Below are 23,299 nucleotides of genomic sequence, written 5' to 3'. Positions count from 1 at the left end.
CCATGCTTTACGATCGGGTGGAGCAAACCACCATCGCAGTTGGGACCAGTGCCCTGTCCCTGATCGCCCCGACCGATGCCAGCCGGCGCAGCTTCGTGCAGGCCGCGGGGTCAGGGGCGCCGGTCTTCTACTGCATCGAGACGACCGATGGCCTGTCCTACGAATACGGCATCGGCACCTGTACCGCCGGCTCACCGGATACCCTGACCCGGACGACGGTGCTGCTGTCCAGCAACGGCGGCGCGCTGGTCAATTTTCCGGCGGGCACCAAGCGGGTGTTCTCGTGTCTGCCGGCGTCCCGTGCCGTCGTGGCGCGGGCTTACGTCGCCTTCGGCAGCGCAGGCACGATCCTGTCGTCCAACGGCGTTTCCTCTGTCACACGCAGCGGGACGGGGGATTACACGGTCACGTTCGCAGGGGCATTCCTCAACGCGAATTTCACCACCACGGCGGCGTCCTCTTCGACCGGAGGCGGGGAGCATGCGCTGCTGCAGCTCGGCGCTCGGACCGCCACGACGGCGCAGATCCTGTTCGTGCGCCGCGATACCGGTGCGTCCGTCGACCCTCTGTTCGTCTGTGCCGCCTTCTTCGGAGTCTGACCATGCCGATCATCTATGAACGCGACGGCCGCACCGTCATCGTCCACCCCGCGCCGGGAGTGGACGCGGAACAGATCGCCGCCACAGTGCCCGAAGGCATCGAATGGCGCATCGTCAGCGAGGAGGAGGTGGCGGCCATCATCGCCGCTGAGGCGCCCCCACTCGCCCCGGCGCCGCCGGCCATCAGCGACCGCCAGTTCTTCCAGGCCCTCGCGCTGGACGGCTACATCACCCAGGCCGAGGCCCTGGCCGCTGTGCGGACCGGCGCGCTGCCTCCCGTGCTGGCCGACCTGCTCGACCACATGGACGGTGATGAGCGCTTCGGCGCCGAGATGCTGCTGAGCGGCGCCACCGAGTTTCGCCGCGACCATCCGATGACCGTTGCCATCGGTGAGGCCCGCGGGATGACGCCGATCGAGGTGGACGACTTCTTCCGCCGCGCCGCCGCGCTCTGACCCCGCGACAACATTCCAGCCCATCCCGACCGACCCGGCCGCCGCGAGCGGCCTTTTCTATGCCCGCGCCCCGGGCCGCAGGAGACCACCATGAAGCTGCCCCACGTCGTCGCCCTGGCCGCCATCGGCACGGGCCTCCCCGCCGCGGTCGCCCTGGCCGATGATCCCACCGTCAACGGTCTGATCGGCTCCACCATCCAGGCCCTGACCGGGGCGCACCCCTCCGTCCAGGCCGCCGCGATCCTGTCCGCCGCCGGCCTCCTGGGCTGGCGGATGTGGCTGAACCGTCCGCAGCCGGCCAGCCATTCGATTGACGAGGTGTTCGCGCTGCTGAACAGCCTGTCCGAGCGGCTGGACGGGCTGCAGCAACGCATGGACACCCACATCGACCAGCACGACCGTCGGGTGGCGTGATGCCGGAGCCGGCCATCCAACCCGACGCCCAGCAGGTCGCCATGCAGGCCCTGGCCGACTGCGAGGGCAGCAAGGACGACGCGCTCCTGCTGCTGGCGCACCTCCTCATCAACGCGCGCCGGGGCATGTGCTCCGGCTTCCTGCGGCTCGGTCATACACCAAGCCGCTGAAAAACCTTGCGATTTCTCCTTTTCCCGAGGCCGCCTGCCTCTCCACCCATCGAACTAAGGAACCGGCCATGACCATGCCCGCCGGCGCGGCGATCCCGCGCGACATCCACCCCGACGCCCTGGCCCTCGTCCGCCACTTCGAGGGCCTGTACCTCCGGGCCTACCTGTGCCCCGCGGGCGTGCCGACCATCGGCTACGGCCACACCGCCGGGGTCCGGATGGGCCAGACCATCAACGGCCTCCAGGCCGAGGTCTTTCTGCGCGCCGACATGGCCGATGCCGCTCGCGATGTTGACCGGCTGGTGAAGGTCCCGCTGACCGATCGGCAGCGCGGGGCGCTCGCCTCGTTCGTGTTCAACCTGGGGGCCGGTGCGCTGGGCAGCTCGACACTGCTGCGCCTGCTGAACCAGGGCGACTATGACGGGGCGGCGGCCGAGTTTCCGAAGTGGGTCTACGCCACGGTCAACGGCGTCAAGAAGCAGCTCGACGGGCTGAAGAAGCGCCGGGCGGCGGAGATGGCGCTGTTCGAGGCGGGCTGATGCCTTAGTCCCAGGCGGTCCAGGCCCGCAGCCGGCGGACTATGACGGCTGCAACGTCCAGGATCGTCGCGGCTTCGGCTGTCGTCGCGTCGGACCGGATCAGGTCGTCAACCCGCTCATCCCACCACGTCGCGTTGTCGATGTAGCGGTGATGGCCGAGTAGACGGCGGACGCGCTTGATCGCCGCGCAGCCTATCGGGAGAGCGAGGGCGGATGGGGCTTGGCGGTGTTGCTCGAAATGCTGGGTGAGTTGGTAGCCGCCGGGGCGTGACGCCATCGTGGCCAGCCGCTACAATGTCGGCATGACTGATCCCGCACCCGCCTCCGCCAAGAAACGATAGCCGCGGTAGCACCGTCCACCATCGGACGGAATGCGCCGCGGCATCGAGCTTGGAGAGGCACGATGTTCAAGGATATGAAGCGGGCGCGCCGCCGGCATGACCGTGCGCGCATGGTCGCTAAAGCTGCTCGGTTGCGGCCGTGGGCTGCATTCCCGCAGAAGGGCGCCGACAATCTCGCGTCTTGCAGTTGTTGGATGTGCGGAAATCCTCGGCGCCATTGGCTGGAACCGACCATGCAGGAACGCCGAGCGGATCAGGCGGCCCAGGCAGATGATTAAGCGCCAGAGCACGGCTTGCGGAGCCTGATCATTGCGCCTACTTTCGACCCCGGCAGGCCTGCCATGAGAGCGGAAACGCTCGCCTGCCTCCGCCGGGGCGAAATGCAGGATGGGCTGCCGCCGCGGGGTTCGCCGACTTTCCTGACACAAAAAAAAGCCGGCACTTCGCATCGCCCAGCTTCTGGCAGCAACGCGCATGGTGCCTCGGGGCCATTAAGTCAAGTCGATGACTTCTTCGACAAGGTAGTCCCGCATCGAGCGGCATGACGATGTATCGCCACCTCGAAGCCTTGTCTTGGTGGTGGTTCAGCACGGCAGGCAGCCACCACCTTCAACGTCTTTCACGTGCGGTCTGATGATGACCCGCGGCGCCGCGGGCGACGTCGGGCCGGACGTGGCCGTCCTGCAGCGGGCGCTCCAGCGTTGCGGGTTCCCGGCCATCGTGGAGGACGGCGACTTCGGGCGGCGGACGGCCAACGCGGTCGAGCAGGTCCAGGCCGTGCGCCGGCTGCCGGTCACCGGGCGGGTGGACACGCGGACGGCGATCGCGCTGGGGCTGGTGTGAAGGAGGGGGAGGCTGATGCAGCAGGGCTAAGCAAGACAATGCCAAGGGTGCCATGCCCTTCCGAGACAGCACCACCTGCCTCATGAAATCATCGCGCGTCTGCAGCCCTTCAGGAGAGCTGCTGTCTTGGATCTGGCCGGGCGACTGCGGTACCTCTGTCGCGCAAGGCGCCTTGGTTGCGAAAAAGCCGTTCTAACTCCTGTGGAGGCTGCAAAGAGAGGGGCAGGTACGATATTTCCGTAATAGCTTCGATCGACGCAGTGCGTTAATGGTTTGTTCGGGTCGGCGTTCAGTCTGCATGGCGCAGAGCAAACCTGGGATGCCTTCAGATTAGGCAATAGAAAGGGAGGGAGTCGTGTCGGCTAAACAGTTCCTAGCGCTCCTGAACTCCCACATTGATGGTGACGAGGAGCAGTTCCTTTCGGTTGCGCTGCAGGTGGCGGCCCTTGAGGCACGGCAGGGCCGGACTGAGGACGCCGACAAACTGAAGCGTCTGGTGCAGAAGGCGCGAGACCAGCGACGGTCGGGGGGGGGCGGGCAGACTCCTATCCCTCTCGCGCGTCCCCGTGCCGAATTACAAAACCTAGTCGAGAGCACCTATCCTAAGACCATCCTCTCGGACATGGTTTTGTCCGAGGAGGTGGCCAAGCGCTTGGTCCGTGTCGTCCGCCAGCAGAAGGAGAGGGTGGCGCTTCGAGACCATGGCCAGAAGCCAGCGACTCATGTCTTGCTGATCGGCCCTCCGGGTACGGGCAAGACGATGACGGCATCAGCGCTTGCGGGCGAACTCCGACTGCCCCTCTTTGCAGTCCGTTTGGAGTCTTTATTCAGCCGCTATTTCGGGGAAACGGCGGGGAAGCTCCGCTTGCTCTTTGATCAAATTGCCCAGGTGCGTGGAGTCTATCTGCTTGATGAGTTCGACGCAATTGGAGCGCGACGGGGCGATTCCAACGATATTGGGGAGATCCGGCGGGTGCTGAATTCGGTACTATCCTTCATGGAGGAGCCGAATTCTACGGACAGCCTTGTTGTGGCAGCCACGAATCATGTTGAATTCCTCGATGAGGCGCTCGCCCGTCGTTTCGACGAGGTCATTGAATATACTCTTCCGGAGACCGCTGCAGCCCGTGTAGTCGTTGAGCGCCGCCTCGGGAAATTCAAGCTTCCAGCCAAGGCATGGGCATTGCTCGAAGACGTGTTGAGTGGGCTTAGCCAAGCTGAGCTGGTCCGTGCCGCGGATTCAGTGATTAAGGATGCAATCCTTGAGGGAGCATCCAAGGTCTCTTCTGATGCGCTACGAGAAGCCCTGAAGGGACGGCAAATGTTGAGGGGTAGGTTTCAGCGGCTGCCCAGCTAAGAATTAGTATCACCTGAGTGCTCCTCTTAGCGGAGCAGTGCCCGGCCAGCTTGGATCGGGAGAGGCTCTGCGCCGGCTGTAGCCGGAAGCAAGCGAAGGCGCAGTAGATCTGGTTGTCCTGCCCATCCTTCCCGATCCTCAAGACATTTGACATATCACCAGGTGTTCTGGATAAATAACTTTCTCGAAATCGGATTTTGTGCGTATACGATCCGTTAGGGAGTGCGTTGTGGCAGACGACGAGTACAGCCTTAGGCAGCTTCAACACGTCCTCATCGACTCTTTGCGCGAGACCGCCGAGTACAAATTTCCTCCGAGAAAGATCGAGCCAAAGCCCCTGCGTGGTGACTATGCCGCCCATGCTGCGGGACTTCTGAGGCAGCTCGATGCGGCTCTAAGCGCAGTGCCTGCGCCCGGTGCTGATACCCGGCTTCAAGTGGAGGGGTTAGGGTCCGGACCCATAAAGAGCCTTTCCCGAAGGGAATCGTTGTGATTCAAAGCCCTGGAAAGGGGCTTTGTTATGAACGACGGTCAGTTCTGGTTGACGGTGGAGCAGTTCGGACGGCTTGAGCCACACCTTCCGCGCGATACCCGAGGCAAGCCGCGCGTGGATGACCGACGTGTGATCAGCGGGATCGTCCATGTGCTGAAGTCGGGTGGGCGCTGGGCGGACGCACCGCCGGTCTACGGTCCGCGCAAGACGCTCTACAACCGCTTCGTCCGCTGGGCGGCCAAAGGCGTGTGGGAGGACATCTTCCATGCGTTGGCAGCGGCAGGTGGCCCACCAGCCCAGGTGATGATCGACTCCACGGCGGTCCGCGCCCATCGTTCAGCGAGTGGCGGGAAAGGGGGGAGCGCGCCCAGGCCATTGGACGGTCCCGAGGTGGGAGAACCACCAAAATCCACGCCCTGAGCGATCCGCGCGGTCGGCCGCTCGCCTTCCTGTTGACCGGCGGTCAGGTGGCTGACTGCACCGCCGCCGACCGTCTGCTCGACCGGATGCCCGCCACCAATCTCCTGCACGGCGACAAGGGATACGACAGTGCCGCTGTTCGCCGGAAGATCGAAGAGGCGGGAGCCGCGCCCAACATCCCGCCACGCGCCAACAAGCGCTGGAAAAACTGCTTCTCTCCCTACCTTTATCGGAACCGTAACGTCATCGAGCGCATGTTCGGACGCCTCAAGGATTTCCGGCGCATCGCCACCCGATACGACCGCTCCGCCACCAACTTCATGGCCGCCGTCCACATCGTGGCAACCGTCGCCTACTGGTTATGAGTCCGGACCCTAGGGTACGTGGCTGGCCAGTCGTCGCCGAGCCGCAGCCGGCTCCAGCGGCGCACCAAAGACAGCATCGAATCCTGTGGCGACAGCTCGCACACGCTCGCCGGCCAGACGGTGGACCTGCCGGACATCCCGGTGGACGAGATGGATTGAGGGCGTGACCGCCGGGTAGGGACGTCACCCCCTACGTTCGGTCGAGCCACCCGAAGGTGGGCCGACGCCGGCCCGTGTTGTCCGGTCCACACAGCGGTCACTGTCCGCGACGTGTGCGTGATGAGCCGAGGCTCCCCCGCCACCCAACGTCCGAAACGTCTTCGCAGACTGACCAGAGCCTACAGCACCGAGGTTTTACCCGCCAGCCGCCCAGCCCCCGCCATTTCTTCGTGGCGCTCCGGGGGATGGGGGGTGAACGGGCGCATGAACGAAGGAACAGCGTGGTCGCATTCTCCACAATCAAGCCCGGCGACGTCCTGTACGACTTGAAGAAGAGGAACTCCGCCATGGTATATGAGGTCCGGGTAATCGCTTCTATTCCGGGTTCGGCGATCGTCTCGTATAGCGGCAACCCGCCACGCAACGCCGGGCGGCGCGTCATCACCCGTCTGCGCCGCCCGCCCGATAAGGACGCCCCACCATGACCTGCCACCACTGCCGCAAGCCTCTGGATGGCAAGTTCTACGCGCTGAACGTCACCGCCATGAAGGTGGAGTCGCCGGGCCGCGCCATAATGATCGCTGACGGCGAACTCCCCGTGACGCTCTCCGCCGACATCGGCTACCACGACCACGATCTGGAGAAGCTGACCGGATCGGCCTCGGTCGATCTGCTGGACGGCCTGCCGATCCGCAACGTCCAGGCCGAAGCCTCCTTCTGCTCGAAGCGGTGCTTGGCCGGCTGGTTTGCCGAGAAGGTCAACAGCCTGACCGACCTTTCTGCCTGACCAGCCCTAACTCGTCTCCCGGCCCGTCACTCTGCCGCAATGGGCATTTCGCAGAGAGCTACTTCCTGCGACGGCGTCGCCGACCTGAAATACTCCATCACGTAGACCCGCACGGCGCTCGACAAGCTGTCTACGTCCAGCGCCTCCACGCGCTCGGCGAGGCGCGTGCACAGCCTGCTCACCGTCAGGTCTTCCCTCTGCGCGATCTCCTCCAGGGCATCCCAGAAGGCCGGCTCCAGCCGCATGCTGGTGCGGCGCCCGGCGACCATTACGTTCCTGAGCTTCTTCGACGACATGGCACGTTCACCGCTGCATGTTGCATTCTCGGGTATGTAGCGTCGCGAAGTCGGGGCCGAAAAACATGTGATGGACATCACATAAAACGGGGGGTCTCGCGCCGCGGCCGGCCAGGTCACAACGGGATCGCCGCCGGCCCACCCTTCACCCCGTTGACCGCTTAGGAGTGTTCTCGTAACGTTCCCCTATGCCGGCACCGAACCACCCACCGAAACACGAGCCGTCGTACAGGCTGAACGCCCTGGGCACCCTGGCGAAGCGCGGCGTCACGCAGTTGGAGTTCTGGTGCCCGATCTGTCGGCGCCAGAGCTGCCGGGACATGAAGCTGCTGCTCGCGAAATTCGATCCGGCCACTGATCTCTACATGCTGGCCTGCAAGGCGCGCTGCGGCGGATGCGGTCGGCGGGGCTGCCACATCCAGCCGGCGGAGCCACCAGCGCCGGGCACCCACGGATACCGGGAATGGCTGCGCGATGAAATGAACCGCTGCCAAGCCTTCCTGACGCAGGCCAGGGAGCAGATGTAGCCGCCCGACGCACACATCCACTGATCGATTACCCCGCCGCCCGGCATCCCGCCCGGCGGCTTTTTCGTGCCCGCAAGGATGGGCCATGAACATTCCGAATGTCGTTCTTGATCCCAATCCACAAGGTCTGGGCCGGCGACCCAGCAAGTGACGCCGCTGCGGGACTGGCATTATTCCTGCCCCAAGATGACGGATTCGACATCTTGTGGCAGGAATAATTGATTGACATATAAAATGGATTGTATAGCCCTGAGGGAAAATGACAACACACTATAGTATGTCAATTTCTGTCGAGCGCTGTTTTTAAAGACTTATAATATTTTAATAGTAACGTAAATTTGTCGAAATAATAAAATCTACTTATTAGTGACTACTCGCTTTTGGTTTATTGATTGGCGCTGTGCTCAATATATAAAATATCTATTCTTGATAGACCTGGGGAGGTTGAAATGGTTGGAAGAGTCTTCGGGGTGCTGACTTCTGCATTTGTTCTGAGCGCATATGGAGCAGCCAGTGCGCAAGAATGCACTGATATAGCCAGGGTTCTGGCGCGGGAGAGTGAGAAGCTTGGAAACTCCAGCCAGATCCAGATGCAGAACAAAGCTCACCTCTGCTCATCGAGATATGAAAGCGCCAGTAAGGATCAAAAAGCGCAAATAGAGGCTGCGTATAGCTTATTTAGTGGAGGGGCAAGCGCAAACAGCACCCAAATCCAACAGCTGCAGGAGCAGCAGTGTCAAAATCAGTTCGGTTCGTTTTGGTCAAGCCAAGTCAGTTCATCTGAGCTGCAAAGGGTTTCTAGTGTTGGCGCGGATGTTGTCCGTTCTTGTCTTGAATCGAAGGGTTTTCGAATTGTTGATCTAAAAATAAACAACGAGGCAGTAAGTGCGGTTTTCCGCTATGGTGGACTAAATGATACGATCATAAATGGAGTGATTATATCTCCGCCTGATTCTGCAAACTGTTCAGTTCTATATGGTGGAAGTAAAGAAAATGATATCTCAAAAGTGTCAGGGAAGAGGGTGAGTGCCAATAGTGCTATATCATTAGTTTGCGATAGGCTTCCAGACAAGTCAACGAGCGGTGTTGACCAGAAACACTATAGGGGTGGTATTATTGGTATTTCTACTACATCTGACACGGCGCAAGTGCCATTAATTGACTATGCGGTTCCACCATTGTCTCAACCAATGGCTGAAACAATAAGAAGTGAGATAGAGGATATCAAGAATAAACTAAACAATATAAATTCTAAAAATAGCGATCAAGATTTGGCTTTAAGTTCTGTTTCCGATCAAACATTTTATCAGTGTCCAGATAACAACGGAAAGGGCGGCGGAAGTCTTGGTGGTGGAGCATGGGGATATTATGGGTGCCAAGGCCAGATAACTACCCAGCAAAGCTGCATTGTCATTGAGCATCCAAATAACAAAAGCTATCAATGCAATCCAATTGGGAAGCTTAGAGTTTCTAAATAATGGTTAATTAAGTTTGTTTTTTAGCGCTCCCATCGTTATTGGGCATGGTGCTTGGATCAAGGCGCCTTATCGTGCTGAGGTCTCTGTCCATAAGGTATGCATCCTTGAACCCAGGACCCCGCTACTCAAGGTCCAAAACGTTCTCATAGGCTGTGCAGAGCCTACAGTACCGAGGCTTCACCTTTCAGCCGCCCGGCCCATGCCGAGGCGGCTTTTTCTATGCCCGAAGGAGGGGCACCCATCATGCTTCCACTGCTCATTCCCATCATCTCCGCACTGGCCCCGGTGCTGCTGCCGGAGGTCTTCAAGGCCGCCCTCGGCACCGGCGAGACCGCCCAGAAGGTCGGCGAGGCCGCGGTGTCCGTCGTCTCGACCGTGACCGGCCTGCCGATCACCACCCCGGAAGGTGCGGCCCACGCGGCGGCCACGGTGAAGGACGATCCCGCCATGCTGGCCGAGCTGTACCGCCAGCAGGGCGATCAGGTCGTGGCGCTGCTGCGGCTCGACAACGAGGACCGGGCCGACGCCCGCGCCCAGACCGTCCAGCTTGCCCAGGCTGGCAGCCGCATCTCCTGGGGCGCGCCCATCGTCTCGACCATCGTCCTGGTGACGTTCGGCATCGTGCTGTACCGGGTGCTGAGTCAGCCGGCCGGCGCGATCGACCAGAACGCCACGCTGATGCTGGGCGCCCTGACCACCATGGCTTCGGCGGTGGTTTCCTACTGGGTCGGCTCCAGCGCCGGGTCCGCGGCGAAGGACAAGCTGCTCCGGAAGTGAGGGAATCTCCATGACCATCCCTCACCTCTCCGACCTCGCCGGGGCTGCCGGGTTCATCCTGGTCGCCCTCTGGCCTTGGCTGTCCGGTCGCCGTGCGCTGCTGGCCGGGCAGGGCGCCTCCGCTGCGGCCTCCGCGCTGCACTATCTCCTGATCGGGGCTGGCACCGGCGCGGCGCTGTCCGGGCTGTCGGTCCTGCAGGTCGCCACCGCTTGGCCTGATGACCGGCCGATCTGGTGCCGGGCGGTGTACATCGCCACGGTGCCCGCGCTTGCCGTGCTGGCCGCCTCGACCTGGGCGGGTTGGCCATCGGCCTGTGCGGCGGCCGGGATGATCCTCGCCACCTCAGCACGCTGGTGCCGGTCCGCCCTCCTGCTGCGCCTGCTGTTCCTGGCCGCTGGTGCGTGCTGGGTCGCGCACGACCTGCTGACCGGCTCGACCTTCGGGCTGCTTGCCGACCTGCTTTGCATGGCCGGGCTGGTCCATGGCGCGCTGCGCGACCGCCGGGCCCCTGCCGCGGCCTGATCCGCCGCTCACCCAATCGACATCATCGAGGCAATCACCATGAACGCCATATTCCCGGCGCGCACCGTCGCGCCCGACTTCCGTCTCGTCGAAACCCTGAACCTGGGCACCAGCCCGCTCGCCCCAGCGCTCGGCGCCGCGCGAGACCGTCTCTGCGCCGAGCTGGTCGCCCGCGGCGTGACGCCGATCCTCTGCGAGTCCTGGTGGGATCTGCAGGGGCTGAATGCCCGGCACCGCGCCGACTGGTTCCCGCTGCTGCCCAAGCCCGCCAGTGCCCCGGCCTTCTGGCTCGGGCTGGTCGACGGCGAAGGGGAGGTGGTCGCCACCCACGCCGTGGTGCTGGTCGACTGCACCGCGTCCAGCTTTGGCGCCCGGCTGGAGGACCTGTCGGCGCTGCACGATCCCGGCGATGCGCCGGCGGACGAATGGGCTTTCGTCGCCAGCGAGGCGGCGCACGACACCAGTGGTTCGGTGGCCTGGATCGTCGCCGGCTGGACACGCCCGGACTGGCGCGGCGCCGGGCTGTTTCACCGGCTGGGCGAGCTGGTGCGGCTGGTCGCCCTGGCTCGCTGGAACCCGAAGTGGGTGGTTGGGCTGGTCGATCCGGAGACGGTGCCGGTGTGGAGCGGGCGGGGCGGTGGCCGCCGCCGGCTGGAGGAGCGGCCCGGCATCCTCTATCGCCAAAGCGGGGTCGGGCGGCTCCCGCTGCACCTCATGCGGTGGGGCCGCCACGCCGTCTATATGGATCTCGGTATCTGCGGCGGCCCCTCCTGGTGAACGAGGCCGCCGTCAGGTCAATGCAGCGTCTGGACGTCGACGGCGGACAGAACGGCACGGCGCCCGCCCTCCGCCCAGCCGTACAGGGCATGGGTGTAGACCAGCGGCTTTCCCATGCCGGTGACGCTGATTCGGTTAAATAGAGCCTCCCCGGCGCCGATGCTCTCCGCGTACTGCGCGCCCACCGAATGGGCGAACTCAGCGTGCGGATCGACCGTCTCGATCTGGCCAAGCATAGACCGACCCCAGCCGCGCCCGAGAACGCGGAGGGTCGGGTCCCCGATATGGAGGAAGCGCAGCTCTTCGCTGCCCACATCGGACGCCAGGAACGTGCAGCGGTCGAGGAGGCGGTTATCCTTCAGGAACGCGAACACGCTGGGTGTCAGCAGCCGTTGGCGCCGGCATTCCGCCGCGATGACCTGCTGCCAGTCGGTCGCATCGGCCAGGGTCAGGCGGGTGATGACCGTCACAACGGCGGAATGCTTGGGCTCGGCGCCGGGGAAGCTCACGACGGACATGTCAGGCGGCCTCTACGAGGTAAGCCGCCACAGCGGCCCGATAGCCGGCCCGGAACTGCTCCGGGTCCACTCCAGCCTGTTCCGCCGCGGCAACCATGCCATCCGTCGGCTCCGCCGGCAGCTTGACGCGCCCGGCCTCGGCGAAGAGGGCGGTGGTTTCGTTGAAGGCGGCGGCCGTGTCGGTGACGGTCTCGTTCGCCGCCATGGCCCGCAGACCGGCCTCCAGGCTGCGGGCGGCGGTGAGGTGGGTTTCCGTCTGCCCGGCCTCCAATCCGATGTTGGGATCGGTCAGGAGGCTGATGACGACGACGGCGTCGGCGGGCGTGGTGGGGATGCTGGCCGCGATCATCTCGGCGAGGTCCCAGCGGGCATCCGAGGCGTCGGGGTCGGTGAGGGCGGCGGCGAGCTGGGCGGAGAGGGTGAGGAGCGTGGTTGCGTAGTGCGCTTCAGGCAAAGGGGTAGCGTTGTCGGAATCGGTCATTCCGAGTTCTCCATACAGGGGGTGGCTGTCAGAGGCCGGTTACTCGCACCCAATCAGAGCTATTTGGCCCTGATGGGCATAGTGATATCTGAATAGATAATTCTTTCCCGCTTGACCGTCAACGCCTAAGTGGTATCAATTTATCCAAACGGATAAATGGAGCGGATGGCGTGCTTTACGGAGAGCAGCTTCGAGCGGCGCGTGCGTTGCTACGCTGGACGCTGAAGGATTTGTCGGCCAAGGCGAGCGCCATCGAGCCGGTTTCCTCGGACGCCCTAAAAAAATGGGAAGCTACAGACGGGCCAATCCGCGGCATCAACACCAAGATCGATGCCGTCGTGAAGGTGCTCGAATCGGCTGGCGTCGAGTTGCTGAACAGTGATGCTCCAGGTGCCCGGCTGCGGAAAGGCCTTCTAGCCTCTAATTGAATTGGATAACTTACAATTCCACCCCGCAGTAGACAAAATCCGAAAAAAGTAAATATCAACCTCTCATGACAAGGCGATTCAATGGAATGCTTACATTGTGCAAAGCACTTTCACGATGATTGGAAGCACGCACAAATCAGCAATAGCGCATGGTACGCCTCTATTACTAGATGCCCGGCGTGCAATGAATCAATTATTAAGATTACCGACAATATTATGGGGAAATCGTATATAGGATATCCACAGTTACCACCCGGTCGAACTCGCGTTGACTTGAAAAACATACCAGATGATGTAGCAAACGACTATAAGGAGGCATGCGCTGTAATTCCGGTTAGCTCAATGGCCGCCGCAGCACTTGCGCGTCGTTGCCTTCAAGCCATTCTCAGGAACCAGGGATACAATCATCGTGATTTAGTTCAACAGATTAAAGGAGTTCTGGAAGAGACAGATTCACGAAAATCTTTGCCTCAGTCGCTCTTTGACAGCGTAGATGCGATTCGGAATTTTGGAAATTTTTCCGCACATCCGATGAATGATATAACAACACTTCAAGTTATACAGGTCGAGCCGCATGAGGCGGAATGGTGCCTTGAAATTGTGGAGGAATTGTTTGATTATTACTACAATCGTCCGGCTGTAGCGGCAGCAAAGAAAGCTGCGCTGAATGACAAGCTTAAGGCAGCTGGAAAACCTGCTGCATTGGGCGGACTTGCTGAGAGTGCAGATCAAAGCCTTAACCATCCACAAAAAAGTCAATGACTTAATACTATGAAGGCGAATCATTGATCAGCACTCAATAACCGGTTGTGTAACCCGGCCTATCCCCTACCGTCCCACATTGTCGTTGCATACCGCCAGCGCCAGCGGTGACACCCTGGCGCGCAGGTCCGGGCGGACCGGGGTGCGGCTCATCTCCCCTTACCAGACCGATCCAGCAGAAGGGCGGCTAACTTGCTAACCATCGGTCTGAGATGACGGCAAAGCGCTCCGATCTTGCCGGCCTCCCCTTCTGGCCTCGCATGCTCAGCCGAGAGCAGGCGGCGGCGTACCTTGGCGTGTCGGACCGCATGTTTGACCAGGAGGTTGCCGCCGGCATCTGGCCGCGCGGGATACCCCGCGGAACCGGTAAGCGCCTCACATGGGACCGGCACCTGATTGACCGCTTCGCCGATGCGCTGTCGGGCCTGGATGAAGGTGGCGCTTACGAGGATGACCTAGCTATCCGCCGTGAGGCGCGGAATCGGCGGCGTGCCAACAAAGCCGTGCGCTGATGGCCGGCGGAGGGCATGGGGGAAATCTCCATACCTTCCGCCGGCACTCTCCGTCGTGGAGAGTACCCCTCCCCCATTCAGGGGGCGCCTCTTCGGAAATTCACATCCCACGAATACTTTGGAATGTGGCGCGCCGCCCACCGTCCAGGGGCACCCTCTCCACGGTGGAGCGGGTCCCTGCAGATTTGCGGTGATAGGCTGTGCAAGCCGGCCGGCGAGAGGCTTTGATTCTGCTCAATAGCGGGAATTCCCGTTTTCGCTGGCGAGGGTTACCCTCGGCTTTCCGAGGGATTGACCCTCTCCGCATCTACCCACGCGTTTGCCGCGTTCCATGGTGGAACGCCGAAGCGGGACTTTCCGCCACCGTGGCGGTAAACACCCCTACAACGGAATTTCGGCGGACCCAGGCGCCCGCCGCGGTCAGGTCGCCCCGGCTTTGAGACGATCAGGCTATCCCTGCAAATCTGCAGGGATAGGGAAAGCTCCCGGATGAACTCTTCCGTCCCCACGTTCCGCTCGTATCCCGACCACTCCTTCCCATTCGCCTTGCACATAGCCGTGGCGTTCAGGTAGCCGTCGTCCCGCTGGCCGATCGGTGTCCCGTTGAAGGTGCGGGTGATGTTCGTCATCGCGTCAATCCTCCCTCACACCCGCTGCGGCATGACCAGCGCCAGCAGCGCGGCCTCGTCCGGCCCGGTCCCGGCTGGCCACAGCGCGACGGGGGACGCGCGGTCCGTCAGGCGTGCAACGATCCGGCCGGAGGGCATGGCTCCCAGCGCTGAACCCAGCAGCTTGGACCCAAACCCGATGGACAGGTCTCCGTCGCCGCCGGCGTGTCGGACTTCGCCGTGATGAAGATCGCCTGTTTGCGGTTGAGGTGAAAGACGTCCACCTCATGGCTGGCCCCGTTGGCGCGGAGTTGCGCGCCACGGTGGCGCGCAACGGTGCCGAGCTGGCTCAGCGCCGTTTCATGCCGCTTGATCAGCTTGCGAATGTCGCGCGGCTGCGCAAACCCCAGCCGTTCGGCGAGGCTCACGTCCAAGATGCGCAATTCCCCCTGCACCAGCGAAGGGGTCAACAACTCGTTGCGATTTTGCCCCTGCGCTTGGCCTCGCGCGGTATCTACATCCATGGATTTTCAGCCGGCACATCCGCCGATTCAGCGATCCCGCTCCGCCTATCCTGCGCGATGTCGAGCAGCTTGCGATCCCATAGGACACGCCCACTGCGATGCTCTCCAGCCGGCCAGAGACCGGCTCGTATCTCCGCAACGAACTTTCCCGGGCTAACTCCGACATAGGCGGCGGCCTGATCGCGTGACAGGCAGCGCGGCCAGAAGGGGAGTCCGGACAGATCGGAGCGTCCTGCGACCATGTCTTGCCTCCCGCACACCCGCTGCCGTCTGACCAGAACCGCCAGCGCGGGCATCCCATTGTCAGTCATGGCACCGAACGCGGTCTGATTCGTAGTCCCGCCAAGCCAAGAGGTCTATGGCAACGGCCGGCGCGAGAAAGTCGCCAGCGAAGCCCATCGTCCAATGCCATTCATGAAGCCAACAGGCGGATGATGCGATCGGTTGCTCCTGACGCCTGGGGTTGAACCCGATGCGGATGCTGGGCCGCTCCTCCTGCCGGTGTTGACTACTCGGACCCGTGCGCAGCGGGGGTGCCGCTGGTGTCGGCGGTCAGATCTGTAGAGGGGTGGGTTCTGGGCGGAGTTCGGCGGCCCGGATCATTCATCCGCCACCGTCCACCAACAGCGGCGTCAATCCATCAAGAAATGTGGGGTAAACTGTGGGATATGCGCGCCATAGAAACGAAAAATCCCAAGTAAATCAATTGCTTGGGCTAAATTTGTGGCGGATGGGGTGGGATTCGAACCCACGGTGGGGTTGCCCCCACGCCAGTTTTCAAGACTGGAGCCTTAAACCGCTCGGCCACCCATCCAATCAACGCTTTCAAGGGTTTACCCCTTGGAGGCCTGGGAATCAAATTATCTTGCTCCCCACTCCGATCCCCAAAACCAGCGCCAGTTATCGGCACCCACCTTGCCCGAGATCAGAAGCGGGGCGAACATGCCGCGTCACCGTTCATCGGTCAACTCGCTTTTGATCCCCGTCGCTCATGAACCGCCTCGGTTCAAGGCGGGCGCCTCACATGCGGATCGGGCGGCCCAGGTTCGACAACCGTTTCGTCGGCTTCGGGGGCGTCGGGGAGTCTGAAAAATCCGGCAGGCTGGGGGCGCGGCTGATGACCTTGCGAATCATGACGCCGGTCGCTTCCAGATCCTCGATCACCGTGGCCGAGACGCGGCCCGCGTAATGCGGGCGGTCCAGTTTGGTGCGCATCTCCTCGATGATCTTCAATTCCGGCTCGAACAATTCGCGGGCGCCGATGGGAAGCGCCTGATCGTCCCGCATGCGCTCGAAATAGTTCCGGGTGGAGCGGGCCAGCAGGCCGGTCAGCAGAAGATCGATCCGCTCGAACTCCGTGCGCAGGTCGGCCAGCTTGAACGTGTTTACGGTCGTCAGGCGCTCTTCCGTCAGCGCGACGAGGGCGCGGACCTCCTCCACCTTCCGGCGGAAGCCGAGGAAGGAGGAGAAGCGGTCCTCCTGGATGTCGCGCTGAGCCCGCGCGCCCAGAGCGACGGCCTCGCCAGCCTGCTGCTCGATGGCCGTCAGCAGTTCTTCAATCGCTCTGCGGCCGGTGTCCTGTCCCCAGACCATCGTCTTGCCGCCTCTCCCCGCGGGTGGACGCTCGCTCGGTTTCCGAGTCGGCCTTGAGGATGCGTGAAAAAATTTAAGAAATGTCTGACCCGTCGCGCAGGTCGAGCAGGACGGGCGTGTGGTCGGACGCTTTTTCCGCACCGCGCGGGCGGCGGTCGATCCGGCACTCCACCAGACGATCGGCGGCCTGCGGGGACAGCAGGAAGTGATCGATGCGCAACCCCAGATCGCGCGGCCAGCAGCCCGCCTGATAGTCCCAGAAGGTGTAGGCGTGGTCGTCGTCGTGCAGGGCGCGGTAGGCTTCGGTCAGGCCCAGATTCAGCAGGGCGCGGAACTTCGCCCGCGATTCCGGCTGGAACAGGGCGTCGCCGGCGAAGGCCACCGGGTCGAAGACGTCGCGCGGCTCCGGAATGATGTTGTAGTCGCCGCCCAGCACGAAGGGGACTTCCTGCGCCAGCAGACCGCGGGTGTGGGCGTGCAGCCGGTCCATCCAGCGGAGCTTGTAGGCGAACTTTTCCGTCCCGATGGGGTTGCCGTTGGGCAGATAGAGCGAGGCGATGCGCACGCCGCCCACCGTGGCCTCGACGTAGCGGGCCTGCTCGTCCTCCGGCTCGCCGGGCAGGCGGGTCAGCACATCCTCATGCGGCGCCTTGGAGAGGAACGCCACGCCGTTGTAGGACTTCTGCCCCACCGGCGTGACGTGATAGCCGAGATCCTCGAAGGCGGCGCGGGGGAAGGCCGCGGTCTCGCACTTGATTTCCTGGAGCAGCGCGACGTCCGGGGACTCCGCGCGCAGCCAGTCGGTGATCAGCGGAAGGCGGGCCTTCGCCGAATTGACGTTCCAGGTGGCGATCTTCACGTCGTGTTCTTCTTGTTCGGCAAAGGCCAGGGGCGAAAAGGAACCGTCAGGCGGCGAAGGAGTTGCCGCAGCCGCAGGAGGCCGTGGCGTTCGGGTTCTTGATCTGGAAGGCGGCCCCCATCAGGTCCTCGACATAGTCGAGGGTGGAGCCGGCCAGCAGGTCCAGCGAAACGTCGTCGGTGACGACCTTCACGCCGTTCTTCTCGAACACATGGTCGTCCTCGTTCGCCGTGGCGTCGAAGGCGAAGCCGTACTGGAAGCCGGAGCAGCCGCCGCCCGACACGGTCAGGCGCAGCATCAGGGCCGGGTCGCCCTCATGTTCGATGAGGAAGGCGACGCGCTTGGCGGCGCTGTCGGACACGGTCAGAACGCGCGCACCCTCTTGCGCGGTGGCGGGAAGGGCGGTGTCGGGCATGGGACGGACCTCGGTGTTTCGCGGGGGTGTTTCGCGGGACAGACGACACGATGACGAATGTAAGGGTGCGTCCGCCTTTCGTCAAAGGCATGTCCGGTCCTCTCATGCCTGACCTGCGGTTTGCCTGCGCCCGAATGCCTGACGCGGCTGCCCGATGTCTCGGCGGGTCTCCGCCTTCGCCGTTGCACAGCGCGGTTTGCGTCGGTAGTGTCCGCGCCATGACGGCGGACTTCTTCCAGGATCGCCCGGCGCCCTATGGCTGCGACCCCGCACAGACGCGCGGCCGGCTGTTCCCGGAGCCGGAAAGCCCGACGCGCTCGTGCTACCAGCGCGACCGCGACCGCATCGTGCATTCCGGCGCCTTCCGCAAGCTGAAATACAAGACGCAGGTCTTCGTCTATCACGAGGGCGATTATTTCCGGACGCGCCTGACCCACAGCCTGGAGGTGGCGCAGATCGCCCGCTCGATCAGCCGCGCGTTGGGGCTGAACGAGGATCTTGCGGAGGCGGTGGCGCTCGCCCACGATCTCGGCCACACCCCCTTCGGCCATGCCGGGGAGGACGCGCTCGACGCCTGCATGGCGCCTTACGGCGGTTTTGCCCACAACGACCAGACGCTGCGCATCCTGACGATGCTGGAGCGTCGCTACGCCGACTTCGACGGGCTGAACCTGACCTGGGAAGCGCTGGAGGGCGTGGTCAAGCACAACGGCCCGCTTCTGCCGCTCGGTGATGGCAGCGCCCGGCTGCCGACGACGCTGGCCGCCTTCCAGGAGCGTTGGGACCTGGAGCTTCACACCAACCCGGGCGCCGAGGCGCAGGTGGCGGCCCTGGCCGACGACATCGCCTACAACAACCACGACATCGACGACGGGCTGCGCGCCGGCCTGTTCACGGTGGACGAAGTGGCGGAGCTGCCGCTGGTCGGCCCGGTGGTGCGGCAGGTCTGCGACCGCTATCCGGGGCTGGAGCGGTCCCGCCTGATCCACGAGACGATCCGGCGGATGATCAACAACATGATCGTCGACCTGCTGGCCGAGACGCGGGAGCGGCTGGACCGTCACCGCCCCGGCAGCGCCGCCGAGTTGCGCGCCCTGCCGGAAGCGGTCGTCAGCTTCTCACCGGCGATGTTCGAGGCGCAGCGGCCCTTGCGCGCCTTCCTGAAACAGCGCATGTACCGCCATTACCGGGTGAACCGGGAAATGAGCAAATGCAAGCGGGTGGTCACCGCCCTGTTCGACCTGTTCATGGCCGAGCCGAACACCCTGCCGACGCAATGGCAGGAGGATGTCGCCAGACAGGGAGGGCACGGGGATCGGACGGTGCTGGCGCGGCTGGTCGCCGACTACATCGCCGGGATGACCGACCGCTACGCGCTCGCCGAATACACCCGCCTGTTCGACATGGACGCCAAGACTTAAACGGCTAAGACCTAAACGGCCCAGACCTAAAGCAAGAATTGAAACGATGAACATCTTCAAGGTCTTCGAGAACGACATCCGCAAGCTGCTGGACGAGCTGGCCGCCGAGGGCCAGATCCCGGCGGGGCTCGACACCGCGCGCCTGACGGTCGAGCCGCCGCGCGAGGCGGCGCACGGCGACCTGTCGACCAACGCGGCGATGATCCTGGCCAAGCCGGCGGGCAAGCCGCCCCGCGCGCTGGCCGAGCTGCTGGTGGCGAAGCTGAAGACCCGCCCCGACGTGGCGAGCGCCGAGATCGCCGGTCCGGGCTTCGTGAATCTGCGCCTGTCCGCCGACGTCTGGCGCGACCGCATCCGCGACGTGCTGACCGCCGGCACCGCCTATGGCGAGAGCACGCTGGGCGGCAAGCGTCCGGTGAACGTCGAGTATGTGTCGGCCAACCCCACCGGCCCGCTGCACGCGGCCCATGGCCGCGGCGCCGTCTTCGGCGACGCGCTGGCCGCCCTGCTGGAGAAGGCGGGCTACGCCGTCTCCCGCGAATATTACATCAACGACGCCGGCGCCCAGGTCGACGTGCTGGGCCGCTCCACCTTCCTGCGCTACCGCGAGGCGCTGGGCGAGGACATCGGCGAGATCCCGGCGGGCCTCTATCCGGGCGAGTATCTGAAGGAGGTCGGGCAGGCCCTGGCCGAGCGCGACGGCAACAAATGGGTCGGCGCGGACGAGGCCGAGTGGCTGCCCGCCTGCCGCGACTTCGCCATCGCCACCATCATGGAATGGATCAAGGAGGATCTCGGCGTCCTCGGCGTCCGCATGGACGTCTACAGCTCCGAACGCGCGCTGGTGAAGGCCGGTGCGGTGGACACGGCGCTGAAGGCGCTGGAGGACCGCGGCCTGATCTATGTCGGGGTGCTGGAGCCGCCGAAGGGCAAGAAGCCCGACGATTGGGAGCCGCGTCCGCAGACCCTGTTCAAGTCCACCGACTTCGGCGACGACGTCGACCGCCCGCTGAAGAAGTCGGACGGCTCCTTCACCTACTTCTCCAACGACATCGCCTACCACTACGACAAGCACCGCCGCGGCTTCGACCTGCAGATCGACGTGTGGGGCGCCGACCACGGCGGCTACGTCAAGCGCATGCAGGCGGCGACCACGGCGATCACCGAGGGCAAGGCGTCGCTGGACGTGAAGCTGTGCCAGCTCGTGCATCTGATGAAGAACGGCGAGCCGGTGAAGATGTCCAAGCGCGCGGGCACCTTCGTGACGCTGCGCGACGTGATCGAGGAGGTCGGCCGCGACGTCGTCCGCTTCATCATGCTGACCCGGCGCAACGACCAGACCCTGGACTTCGACTTCGCCAAGGTCGTCGAGCAGTCGAAGGACAACCCGGTCTTCTACGTGCAGTACGCCCACGCCCGCTGCCGCTCGGTCCTGCGCCACGCGGCGACGGCGCTGCCGGGGGCCGACCTGTCGCTGGCGGCGCTGGCCGCCCGGGCCAACCTCGCCCGCCTCGACAGCGAGGAGGAGATGGCGCTCGCCAAGCGCATGGCGACCTGGCCGCGTCTGGTCGAGTCCGCCGCCGAGGCGCATGAGCCGCACCGCGTGGCCTTCTACCTCTACGACCTCGCCAGCGACTTCCACGCCCTGTGGAACAAGGGGCGCGACGACACCAGCCTGCGCTTCCTGATCGACGGCGACGAGGAGGTGACGGTGGCCCGTCTGGCGCTGATCAGCGCGGTCGCCACGGTGATCGCCTCCGGCCTCGCCGTGATGGGCGTGGAGCCGGTGGAGGAATTGCGGTCATGAGGTATGAGGGCGATGTCAACCACGCCAGCGATCCCTACGGCACGCCGCCGCAGCGGGGAGGTCGGCGCGGTCTGCTCGGCCTCGGTCTGGCGGTGGTCGGCATCGTGGCCTTCGCCGGCGCGATCGTCGTGGTCTATGGCGGCGGCAGCCGCGGCACGCCGGACGGCGCTCCGCCGCTGCTGATGGCCGACAGCGCGCCGACCAAGGCCCGCCCGGAGCAGCCGGGCGGCATGGAAGTGCCGCACCAGGACAAGCTGGTCTACGAGCGGCTGAACGACCGCGGGTCGAAGTCGCAGATCGAGCGTCTGCTGCCGCCGCCGGAGGAGCCTCTGCCGCGCCCGGTCGTGGCGCCCCAGGTCCCGCCGTCGCCGACCCTGCCGGAGGCGCCGGCGGTGGCCCAGCTTCCGCCGCCCCCGCCGGGCTCCACCACCACGGTGCCGCGCCAGGACGGGGAGGGGGCACCGCCGCCCGCCGCCGCTCCGGCCCCGCCGCCCGCCGTCGCCGCCCTTCCGGCCCCGGTGCCGGCGACTCCGGCCCCCAAGGCGGCCCCTCCGCCCGCTGCCAAGCCGGCTCCGGCGCCGCCCGCCGCGGCGCCCAAGCCGCCGCCCGCGCCGCCGGTGGCCGCCGCCCCGGCCCCGCAGCCGGCGCCCGCCCCGGCGCCCGCTCTGGCCCCGGCCCCGGCCCCGGCCAAGGCGTCGAACGGTGGGAACTGGCGCGTCCAGCTCGCTGCGGTGCGCAGTGAGGCCGAGGCCTCGACGGAATGGAAGCGTCTGACCAGCCGCTACGGCGCGGCGCTCGGCGGGCTGTCGATGCAGGTCGCCAAGGCCGATCTGGGTGAGAAGGGCATCTTCTACCGCATCCAGGGCGTCGGCCTCGACGAGGAGCGCGCCAAGTCGGTCTGCGCCCAGCTCAAATCCCAGAATGTGGGGTGTGTGGTTGTCCGTCCCTGATCCGGCCCTGCCGAACCCCCACGCCGCGCCAGCCTCCCACCGCGCGGCCCATCGCGCCGTGGTGTTCGGCGCCGCCGGCACCGCCCTGACCGCGGACGAGCGCGCCTTCTTCCGTGACGCCGATCCGCTGGGATTCATTCTGTTCCGGCGCAACTGCGACACGCCGGAGCAGGTCCGCGCTCTGGTGGCGGAGATGCGCGCGGCGGTCGGCCGCGCCGACGCGCCGGTGCTGATCGACCAGGAGGGCGGGCGGGTGGCCCGCATGCGCCCGCCGCACTGGCCGGCCTTTCCGCCGATGCGCGCCTTCGGCGACCTTGCGGCCCGCGACGCCGCCGCCGGGCGGGAGGCCGCCCGGATCAACGCCCGGCTGCTGGCGCTGATGCTGGCGGATTGCGGCGTGACGGTGGATTGCGCCCCGGTCTGCGACGTGCCGGTGGAGGGCGCCCACGACATCATCGGTGACCGCGCCTTCTGCGGCGACCCGGCCCGCGTGGCCGATCTGGCTCGGGCGACCTGCGAGGGGCTGATGGCCGGCGGCGTGCTTCCGGTCGTCAAGCATCTGCCCGGCCATGGCCGGGCCTTCACCGACAGCCACGCCGAACTGCCGGTGGTGGACGCCCCGCGCGAGGCGCTGGAGGCCACCGACTTCGCACCCTTCCGCGCCCTGGCCGACATGCCGCTGGGCATGGTCGCCCATGTGGTGATGAAAGCCATCGACCCGGACCAGCCCGCCAGCACCTCGGCCATCGTGGTGCGCGACGTGGTGCGCGGCGCCCCCATCGGCTTCGGCGGACTGCTGTTCAGCGACGACCTGTCGATGGGCGCTCTGGCCGGCGGCATGCGCGGCCGGGCGGAGGCGGTTCTGGCGGCGGGGCTGGACATCGTGCTCCATTGCAACGGCGTGATGGAGGAGATGGCGGCGGTGGCCGAGGGCGTTCCGGCGATGAGCGGGGAGGCCGTCCGCCGCTGGGCGCGGGCCGAGGCGCTGCGCGGCCCGGCGCAGCCGGTGGACGCCGACGGCCTGCGGGCGCGTCTGGCGGAACTGCTGGGAACTCCCCAAGTTTAAGGCCGGCCGGGTTCAAGGCCATGCTCAGGCTTCCC

The 23,299-nt window shown here is 64.7% G+C and carries 31 protein-coding genes and 1 tRNA gene; 22 read left to right on the top strand and 10 right to left on the bottom strand.

Annotation, left to right across the window (positions count from 1 at the left end; all coding sequences use genetic code 11):
- Positions 1-2 precede the first annotated feature (2 nt).
- The 5 genes from TSH58p_RS22775 to TSH58p_RS22760 all read left to right on the top strand — a co-directional run bounded on the left by TSH58p_RS22775 (position 3) and on the right by TSH58p_RS22760 (position 2,177).
- Positions 3-599: a hypothetical protein gene (locus TSH58p_RS22775; protein WP_199230029.1), complete on the top strand. Its 597-nt coding sequence runs from the start codon at positions 3-5 to the stop codon at positions 597-599.
- Between the two features lie 2 nt (positions 600-601).
- Positions 602-1,054 carry a hypothetical protein gene (locus TSH58p_RS22770; protein WP_109068384.1) on the top strand — a complete coding sequence of 151 codons (453 nt, stop codon included), beginning with the start codon at positions 602-604 and terminating at the stop codon, positions 1,052-1,054.
- 90 nt (positions 1,055-1,144) lie between these two features.
- On the top strand, positions 1,145-1,468 hold the full coding sequence (locus TSH58p_RS22765) for a hypothetical protein (protein WP_109068385.1): 324 nt from the start codon (positions 1,145-1,147) through the stop codon (positions 1,466-1,468).
- Positions 1,468-1,638, top strand: a complete 171-nt coding sequence (locus tag TSH58p_RS33675) for a hypothetical protein (protein WP_199230030.1) — start codon at positions 1,468-1,470, stop codon at positions 1,636-1,638. Before TSH58p_RS22765 ends, TSH58p_RS33675 begins: the two co-directional genes overlap by 1 nt.
- A 68-nt stretch (positions 1,639-1,706) precedes the next feature.
- Positions 1,707-2,177 carry a lysozyme gene (locus tag TSH58p_RS22760; RefSeq protein WP_247873858.1) on the top strand — a complete coding sequence of 157 codons (471 nt, stop codon included), beginning with the start codon at positions 1,707-1,709 and terminating at the stop codon, positions 2,175-2,177.
- Positions 2,178-2,181: 4 nt separating this feature from the next.
- Here TSH58p_RS22760 and TSH58p_RS22755 read toward each other — a convergent pair whose 3' ends face one another.
- A complete protein-coding gene (locus tag TSH58p_RS22755; RefSeq protein ID WP_109068386.1) occupies positions 2,182-2,454 on the bottom strand; it encodes a hypothetical protein in 273 nt (90 codons plus the stop codon).
- A 697-nt stretch (positions 2,455-3,151) separates the two neighbouring features.
- Between TSH58p_RS22755 and TSH58p_RS22750 the strand changes: the two genes are divergently transcribed.
- From TSH58p_RS22750 to TSH58p_RS22735, 5 genes are all read left to right on the top strand, one after another.
- Positions 3,152-3,361, top strand: coding sequence for a peptidoglycan-binding protein (locus tag TSH58p_RS22750; RefSeq protein WP_109068387.1), 210 nt, complete (start codon positions 3,152-3,154; stop codon positions 3,359-3,361).
- Between the two features lie 355 nt (positions 3,362-3,716).
- On the top strand, positions 3,717-4,718 hold the full coding sequence (locus TSH58p_RS22745) for an AAA family ATPase (RefSeq protein WP_109068388.1): 1,002 nt from the start codon (positions 3,717-3,719) through the stop codon (positions 4,716-4,718).
- A gap of 520 nt (positions 4,719-5,238) precedes the next feature.
- A protein-coding gene (locus TSH58p_RS22740) for an IS5-like element ISAzba5 family transposase (protein WP_109469197.1) occupies positions 5,239-5,996 on the top strand; the annotation gives its coding sequence in 2 pieces (ribosomal slippage) (positions 5,239-5,572 and positions 5,572-5,996; 759 coding nt in all).
- An 18-nt stretch (positions 5,997-6,014) separates the two neighbouring features.
- Positions 6,015-6,155 carry a hypothetical protein gene (locus TSH58p_RS33335; protein WP_162600077.1) on the top strand — a complete coding sequence of 47 codons (141 nt, stop codon included), beginning with the start codon at positions 6,015-6,017 and terminating at the stop codon, positions 6,153-6,155.
- Positions 6,156-6,636: 481 nt separating this feature from the next.
- The gene (locus TSH58p_RS22735; protein ID WP_109469440.1) at positions 6,637-6,942 is read left to right on the top strand and encodes a hypothetical protein; all 306 of its coding nucleotides are present in this window, start codon (positions 6,637-6,639) and stop codon (positions 6,940-6,942) included.
- Positions 6,943-6,968: 26 nt separating this feature from the next.
- Here the strand turns inward: TSH58p_RS22735 and TSH58p_RS22730 are convergent, their stop codons facing one another.
- Entirely contained in the window at positions 6,969-7,238 is a 270-nt protein-coding gene (locus TSH58p_RS22730; RefSeq protein ID WP_247895558.1) for a ribbon-helix-helix domain-containing protein, read from the bottom strand.
- Between the two features lie 320 nt (positions 7,239-7,558).
- Here TSH58p_RS22730 and TSH58p_RS22725 point away from each other — a divergent pair, with 320 nt between their 5' ends.
- The 5 genes from TSH58p_RS22725 to TSH58p_RS22710 all read left to right on the top strand — a co-directional run bounded on the left by TSH58p_RS22725 (position 7,559) and on the right by TSH58p_RS22710 (position 11,320).
- On the top strand, positions 7,559-7,765 hold the full coding sequence (locus TSH58p_RS22725; RefSeq protein WP_109469439.1) for a hypothetical protein: 207 nt from the start codon (positions 7,559-7,561) through the stop codon (positions 7,763-7,765).
- A 449-nt stretch (positions 7,766-8,214) separates the two neighbouring features.
- Positions 8,215-9,243: a hypothetical protein gene (locus tag TSH58p_RS33330; RefSeq protein WP_146205999.1), complete on the top strand. Its 1,029-nt coding sequence runs from the start codon at positions 8,215-8,217 to the stop codon at positions 9,241-9,243.
- A gap of 243 nt (positions 9,244-9,486) precedes the next feature.
- Positions 9,487-10,020 (top strand): hypothetical protein, encoded by a 534-nt coding sequence (locus TSH58p_RS22720; RefSeq protein WP_109469438.1) that lies wholly within the window; start codon positions 9,487-9,489, stop codon positions 10,018-10,020.
- 10 nt (positions 10,021-10,030) lie between these two features.
- A complete protein-coding gene (locus TSH58p_RS22715) occupies positions 10,031-10,543 on the top strand; it encodes a YgjV family protein (RefSeq protein ID WP_247874346.1) in 513 nt (170 codons plus the stop codon).
- A 39-nt stretch (positions 10,544-10,582) separates the two neighbouring features.
- Entirely contained in the window at positions 10,583-11,320 is a 738-nt protein-coding gene (locus tag TSH58p_RS22710) for a hypothetical protein (protein WP_199230270.1), read from the top strand.
- Between the two features lie 17 nt (positions 11,321-11,337).
- Here TSH58p_RS22710 and TSH58p_RS22705 read toward each other — a convergent pair whose 3' ends face one another.
- Together TSH58p_RS22705 and TSH58p_RS22700 are read right to left on the bottom strand one after the other, a co-directional pair.
- Positions 11,338-11,838: a hypothetical protein gene (locus tag TSH58p_RS22705; RefSeq protein ID WP_109469437.1), complete on the bottom strand. Its 501-nt coding sequence runs from the start codon at positions 11,836-11,838 to the stop codon at positions 11,338-11,340.
- Between the two features lies 1 nt (position 11,839).
- Positions 11,840-12,319 (bottom strand): hypothetical protein, encoded by a 480-nt coding sequence (locus TSH58p_RS22700; protein WP_109469436.1) that lies wholly within the window; start codon positions 12,317-12,319, stop codon positions 11,840-11,842.
- Between the two features lie 170 nt (positions 12,320-12,489).
- Between TSH58p_RS22700 and TSH58p_RS22695 the strand changes: the two genes are divergently transcribed.
- From TSH58p_RS22695 to TSH58p_RS22685, 3 genes are all read left to right on the top strand, one after another.
- Positions 12,490-12,747: a hypothetical protein gene (locus tag TSH58p_RS22695; protein ID WP_109469435.1), complete on the top strand. Its 258-nt coding sequence runs from the start codon at positions 12,490-12,492 to the stop codon at positions 12,745-12,747.
- Between the two features lie 342 nt (positions 12,748-13,089).
- Complete coding sequence (locus TSH58p_RS22690; protein WP_199230272.1) at positions 13,090-13,509, top strand: DUF4145 domain-containing protein; 420 nt, start codon at positions 13,090-13,092, stop codon at positions 13,507-13,509.
- A gap of 212 nt (positions 13,510-13,721) precedes the next feature.
- The gene (locus TSH58p_RS22685; protein ID WP_109469433.1) at positions 13,722-14,021 is read left to right on the top strand and encodes a hypothetical protein; all 300 of its coding nucleotides are present in this window, start codon (positions 13,722-13,724) and stop codon (positions 14,019-14,021) included.
- A 269-nt stretch (positions 14,022-14,290) separates the two neighbouring features.
- Here the strand turns inward: TSH58p_RS22685 and TSH58p_RS22680 are convergent, their stop codons facing one another.
- The 6 genes from TSH58p_RS22680 to erpA form a co-directional block, all read right to left on the bottom strand.
- Positions 14,291-14,650, bottom strand: a complete 360-nt coding sequence (locus TSH58p_RS22680; RefSeq protein ID WP_109469432.1) for a KilA-N domain-containing protein — start codon at positions 14,648-14,650, stop codon at positions 14,291-14,293.
- A gap of 107 nt (positions 14,651-14,757) precedes the next feature.
- Positions 14,758-15,153 carry a hypothetical protein gene (locus TSH58p_RS22675; RefSeq protein ID WP_109469431.1) on the bottom strand — a complete coding sequence of 132 codons (396 nt, stop codon included), beginning with the start codon at positions 15,151-15,153 and terminating at the stop codon, positions 14,758-14,760.
- 724 nt (positions 15,154-15,877) lie between these two features.
- A tRNA-Ser gene (locus TSH58p_RS22670) sits at positions 15,878-15,967 on the bottom strand.
- A gap of 206 nt (positions 15,968-16,173) precedes the next feature.
- A complete protein-coding gene (locus TSH58p_RS22665) occupies positions 16,174-16,746 on the bottom strand; it encodes a hypothetical protein (protein WP_109469430.1) in 573 nt (190 codons plus the stop codon).
- A gap of 73 nt (positions 16,747-16,819) precedes the next feature.
- Positions 16,820-17,605: an exodeoxyribonuclease III gene (locus tag TSH58p_RS22660; protein ID WP_109469429.1), complete on the bottom strand. Its 786-nt coding sequence runs from the start codon at positions 17,603-17,605 to the stop codon at positions 16,820-16,822.
- Between the two features lie 46 nt (positions 17,606-17,651).
- A complete protein-coding gene (gene erpA / locus TSH58p_RS22655; protein WP_040134010.1) occupies positions 17,652-18,020 on the bottom strand; it encodes an iron-sulfur cluster insertion protein ErpA in 369 nt (122 codons plus the stop codon).
- Positions 18,021-18,238: 218 nt separating this feature from the next.
- On the opposite strand from erpA, the gene TSH58p_RS22650 reads away from it, so the two are divergent.
- The 4 genes from TSH58p_RS22650 to nagZ are packed head-to-tail and all read left to right on the top strand — an operon-like array spanning position 18,239 to position 23,264.
- Entirely contained in the window at positions 18,239-19,441 is a 1,203-nt protein-coding gene (locus tag TSH58p_RS22650; protein ID WP_109469428.1) for a deoxyguanosinetriphosphate triphosphohydrolase, read from the top strand.
- Between the two features lie 46 nt (positions 19,442-19,487).
- Entirely contained in the window at positions 19,488-21,248 is a 1,761-nt protein-coding gene (argS, locus tag TSH58p_RS22645) for an arginine--tRNA ligase (protein ID WP_109469427.1), read from the top strand.
- Entirely contained in the window at positions 21,245-22,198 is a 954-nt protein-coding gene (locus tag TSH58p_RS22640; protein ID WP_109469426.1) for an SPOR domain-containing protein, read from the top strand. The genes argS and TSH58p_RS22640 overlap by 4 nt, the downstream gene beginning before the upstream one ends.
- Positions 22,185-23,264 carry a beta-N-acetylhexosaminidase gene (gene nagZ / locus TSH58p_RS22635; RefSeq protein ID WP_247895557.1) on the top strand — a complete coding sequence of 360 codons (1,080 nt, stop codon included), beginning with the start codon at positions 22,185-22,187 and terminating at the stop codon, positions 23,262-23,264. The genes TSH58p_RS22640 and nagZ overlap by 14 nt, the downstream gene beginning before the upstream one ends.
- Positions 23,265-23,299: the final 35 nt, after the last annotated feature.

The organism is Azospirillum sp. TSH58, from assembly GCF_003119115.1.
Taxonomy (GTDB): domain Bacteria; phylum Pseudomonadota; class Alphaproteobacteria; order Azospirillales; family Azospirillaceae; genus Azospirillum.
The sequence above is the reverse complement of the archived record's forward strand: the minus strand, read 5'-3'. Positions and strand labels throughout refer to the sequence as shown.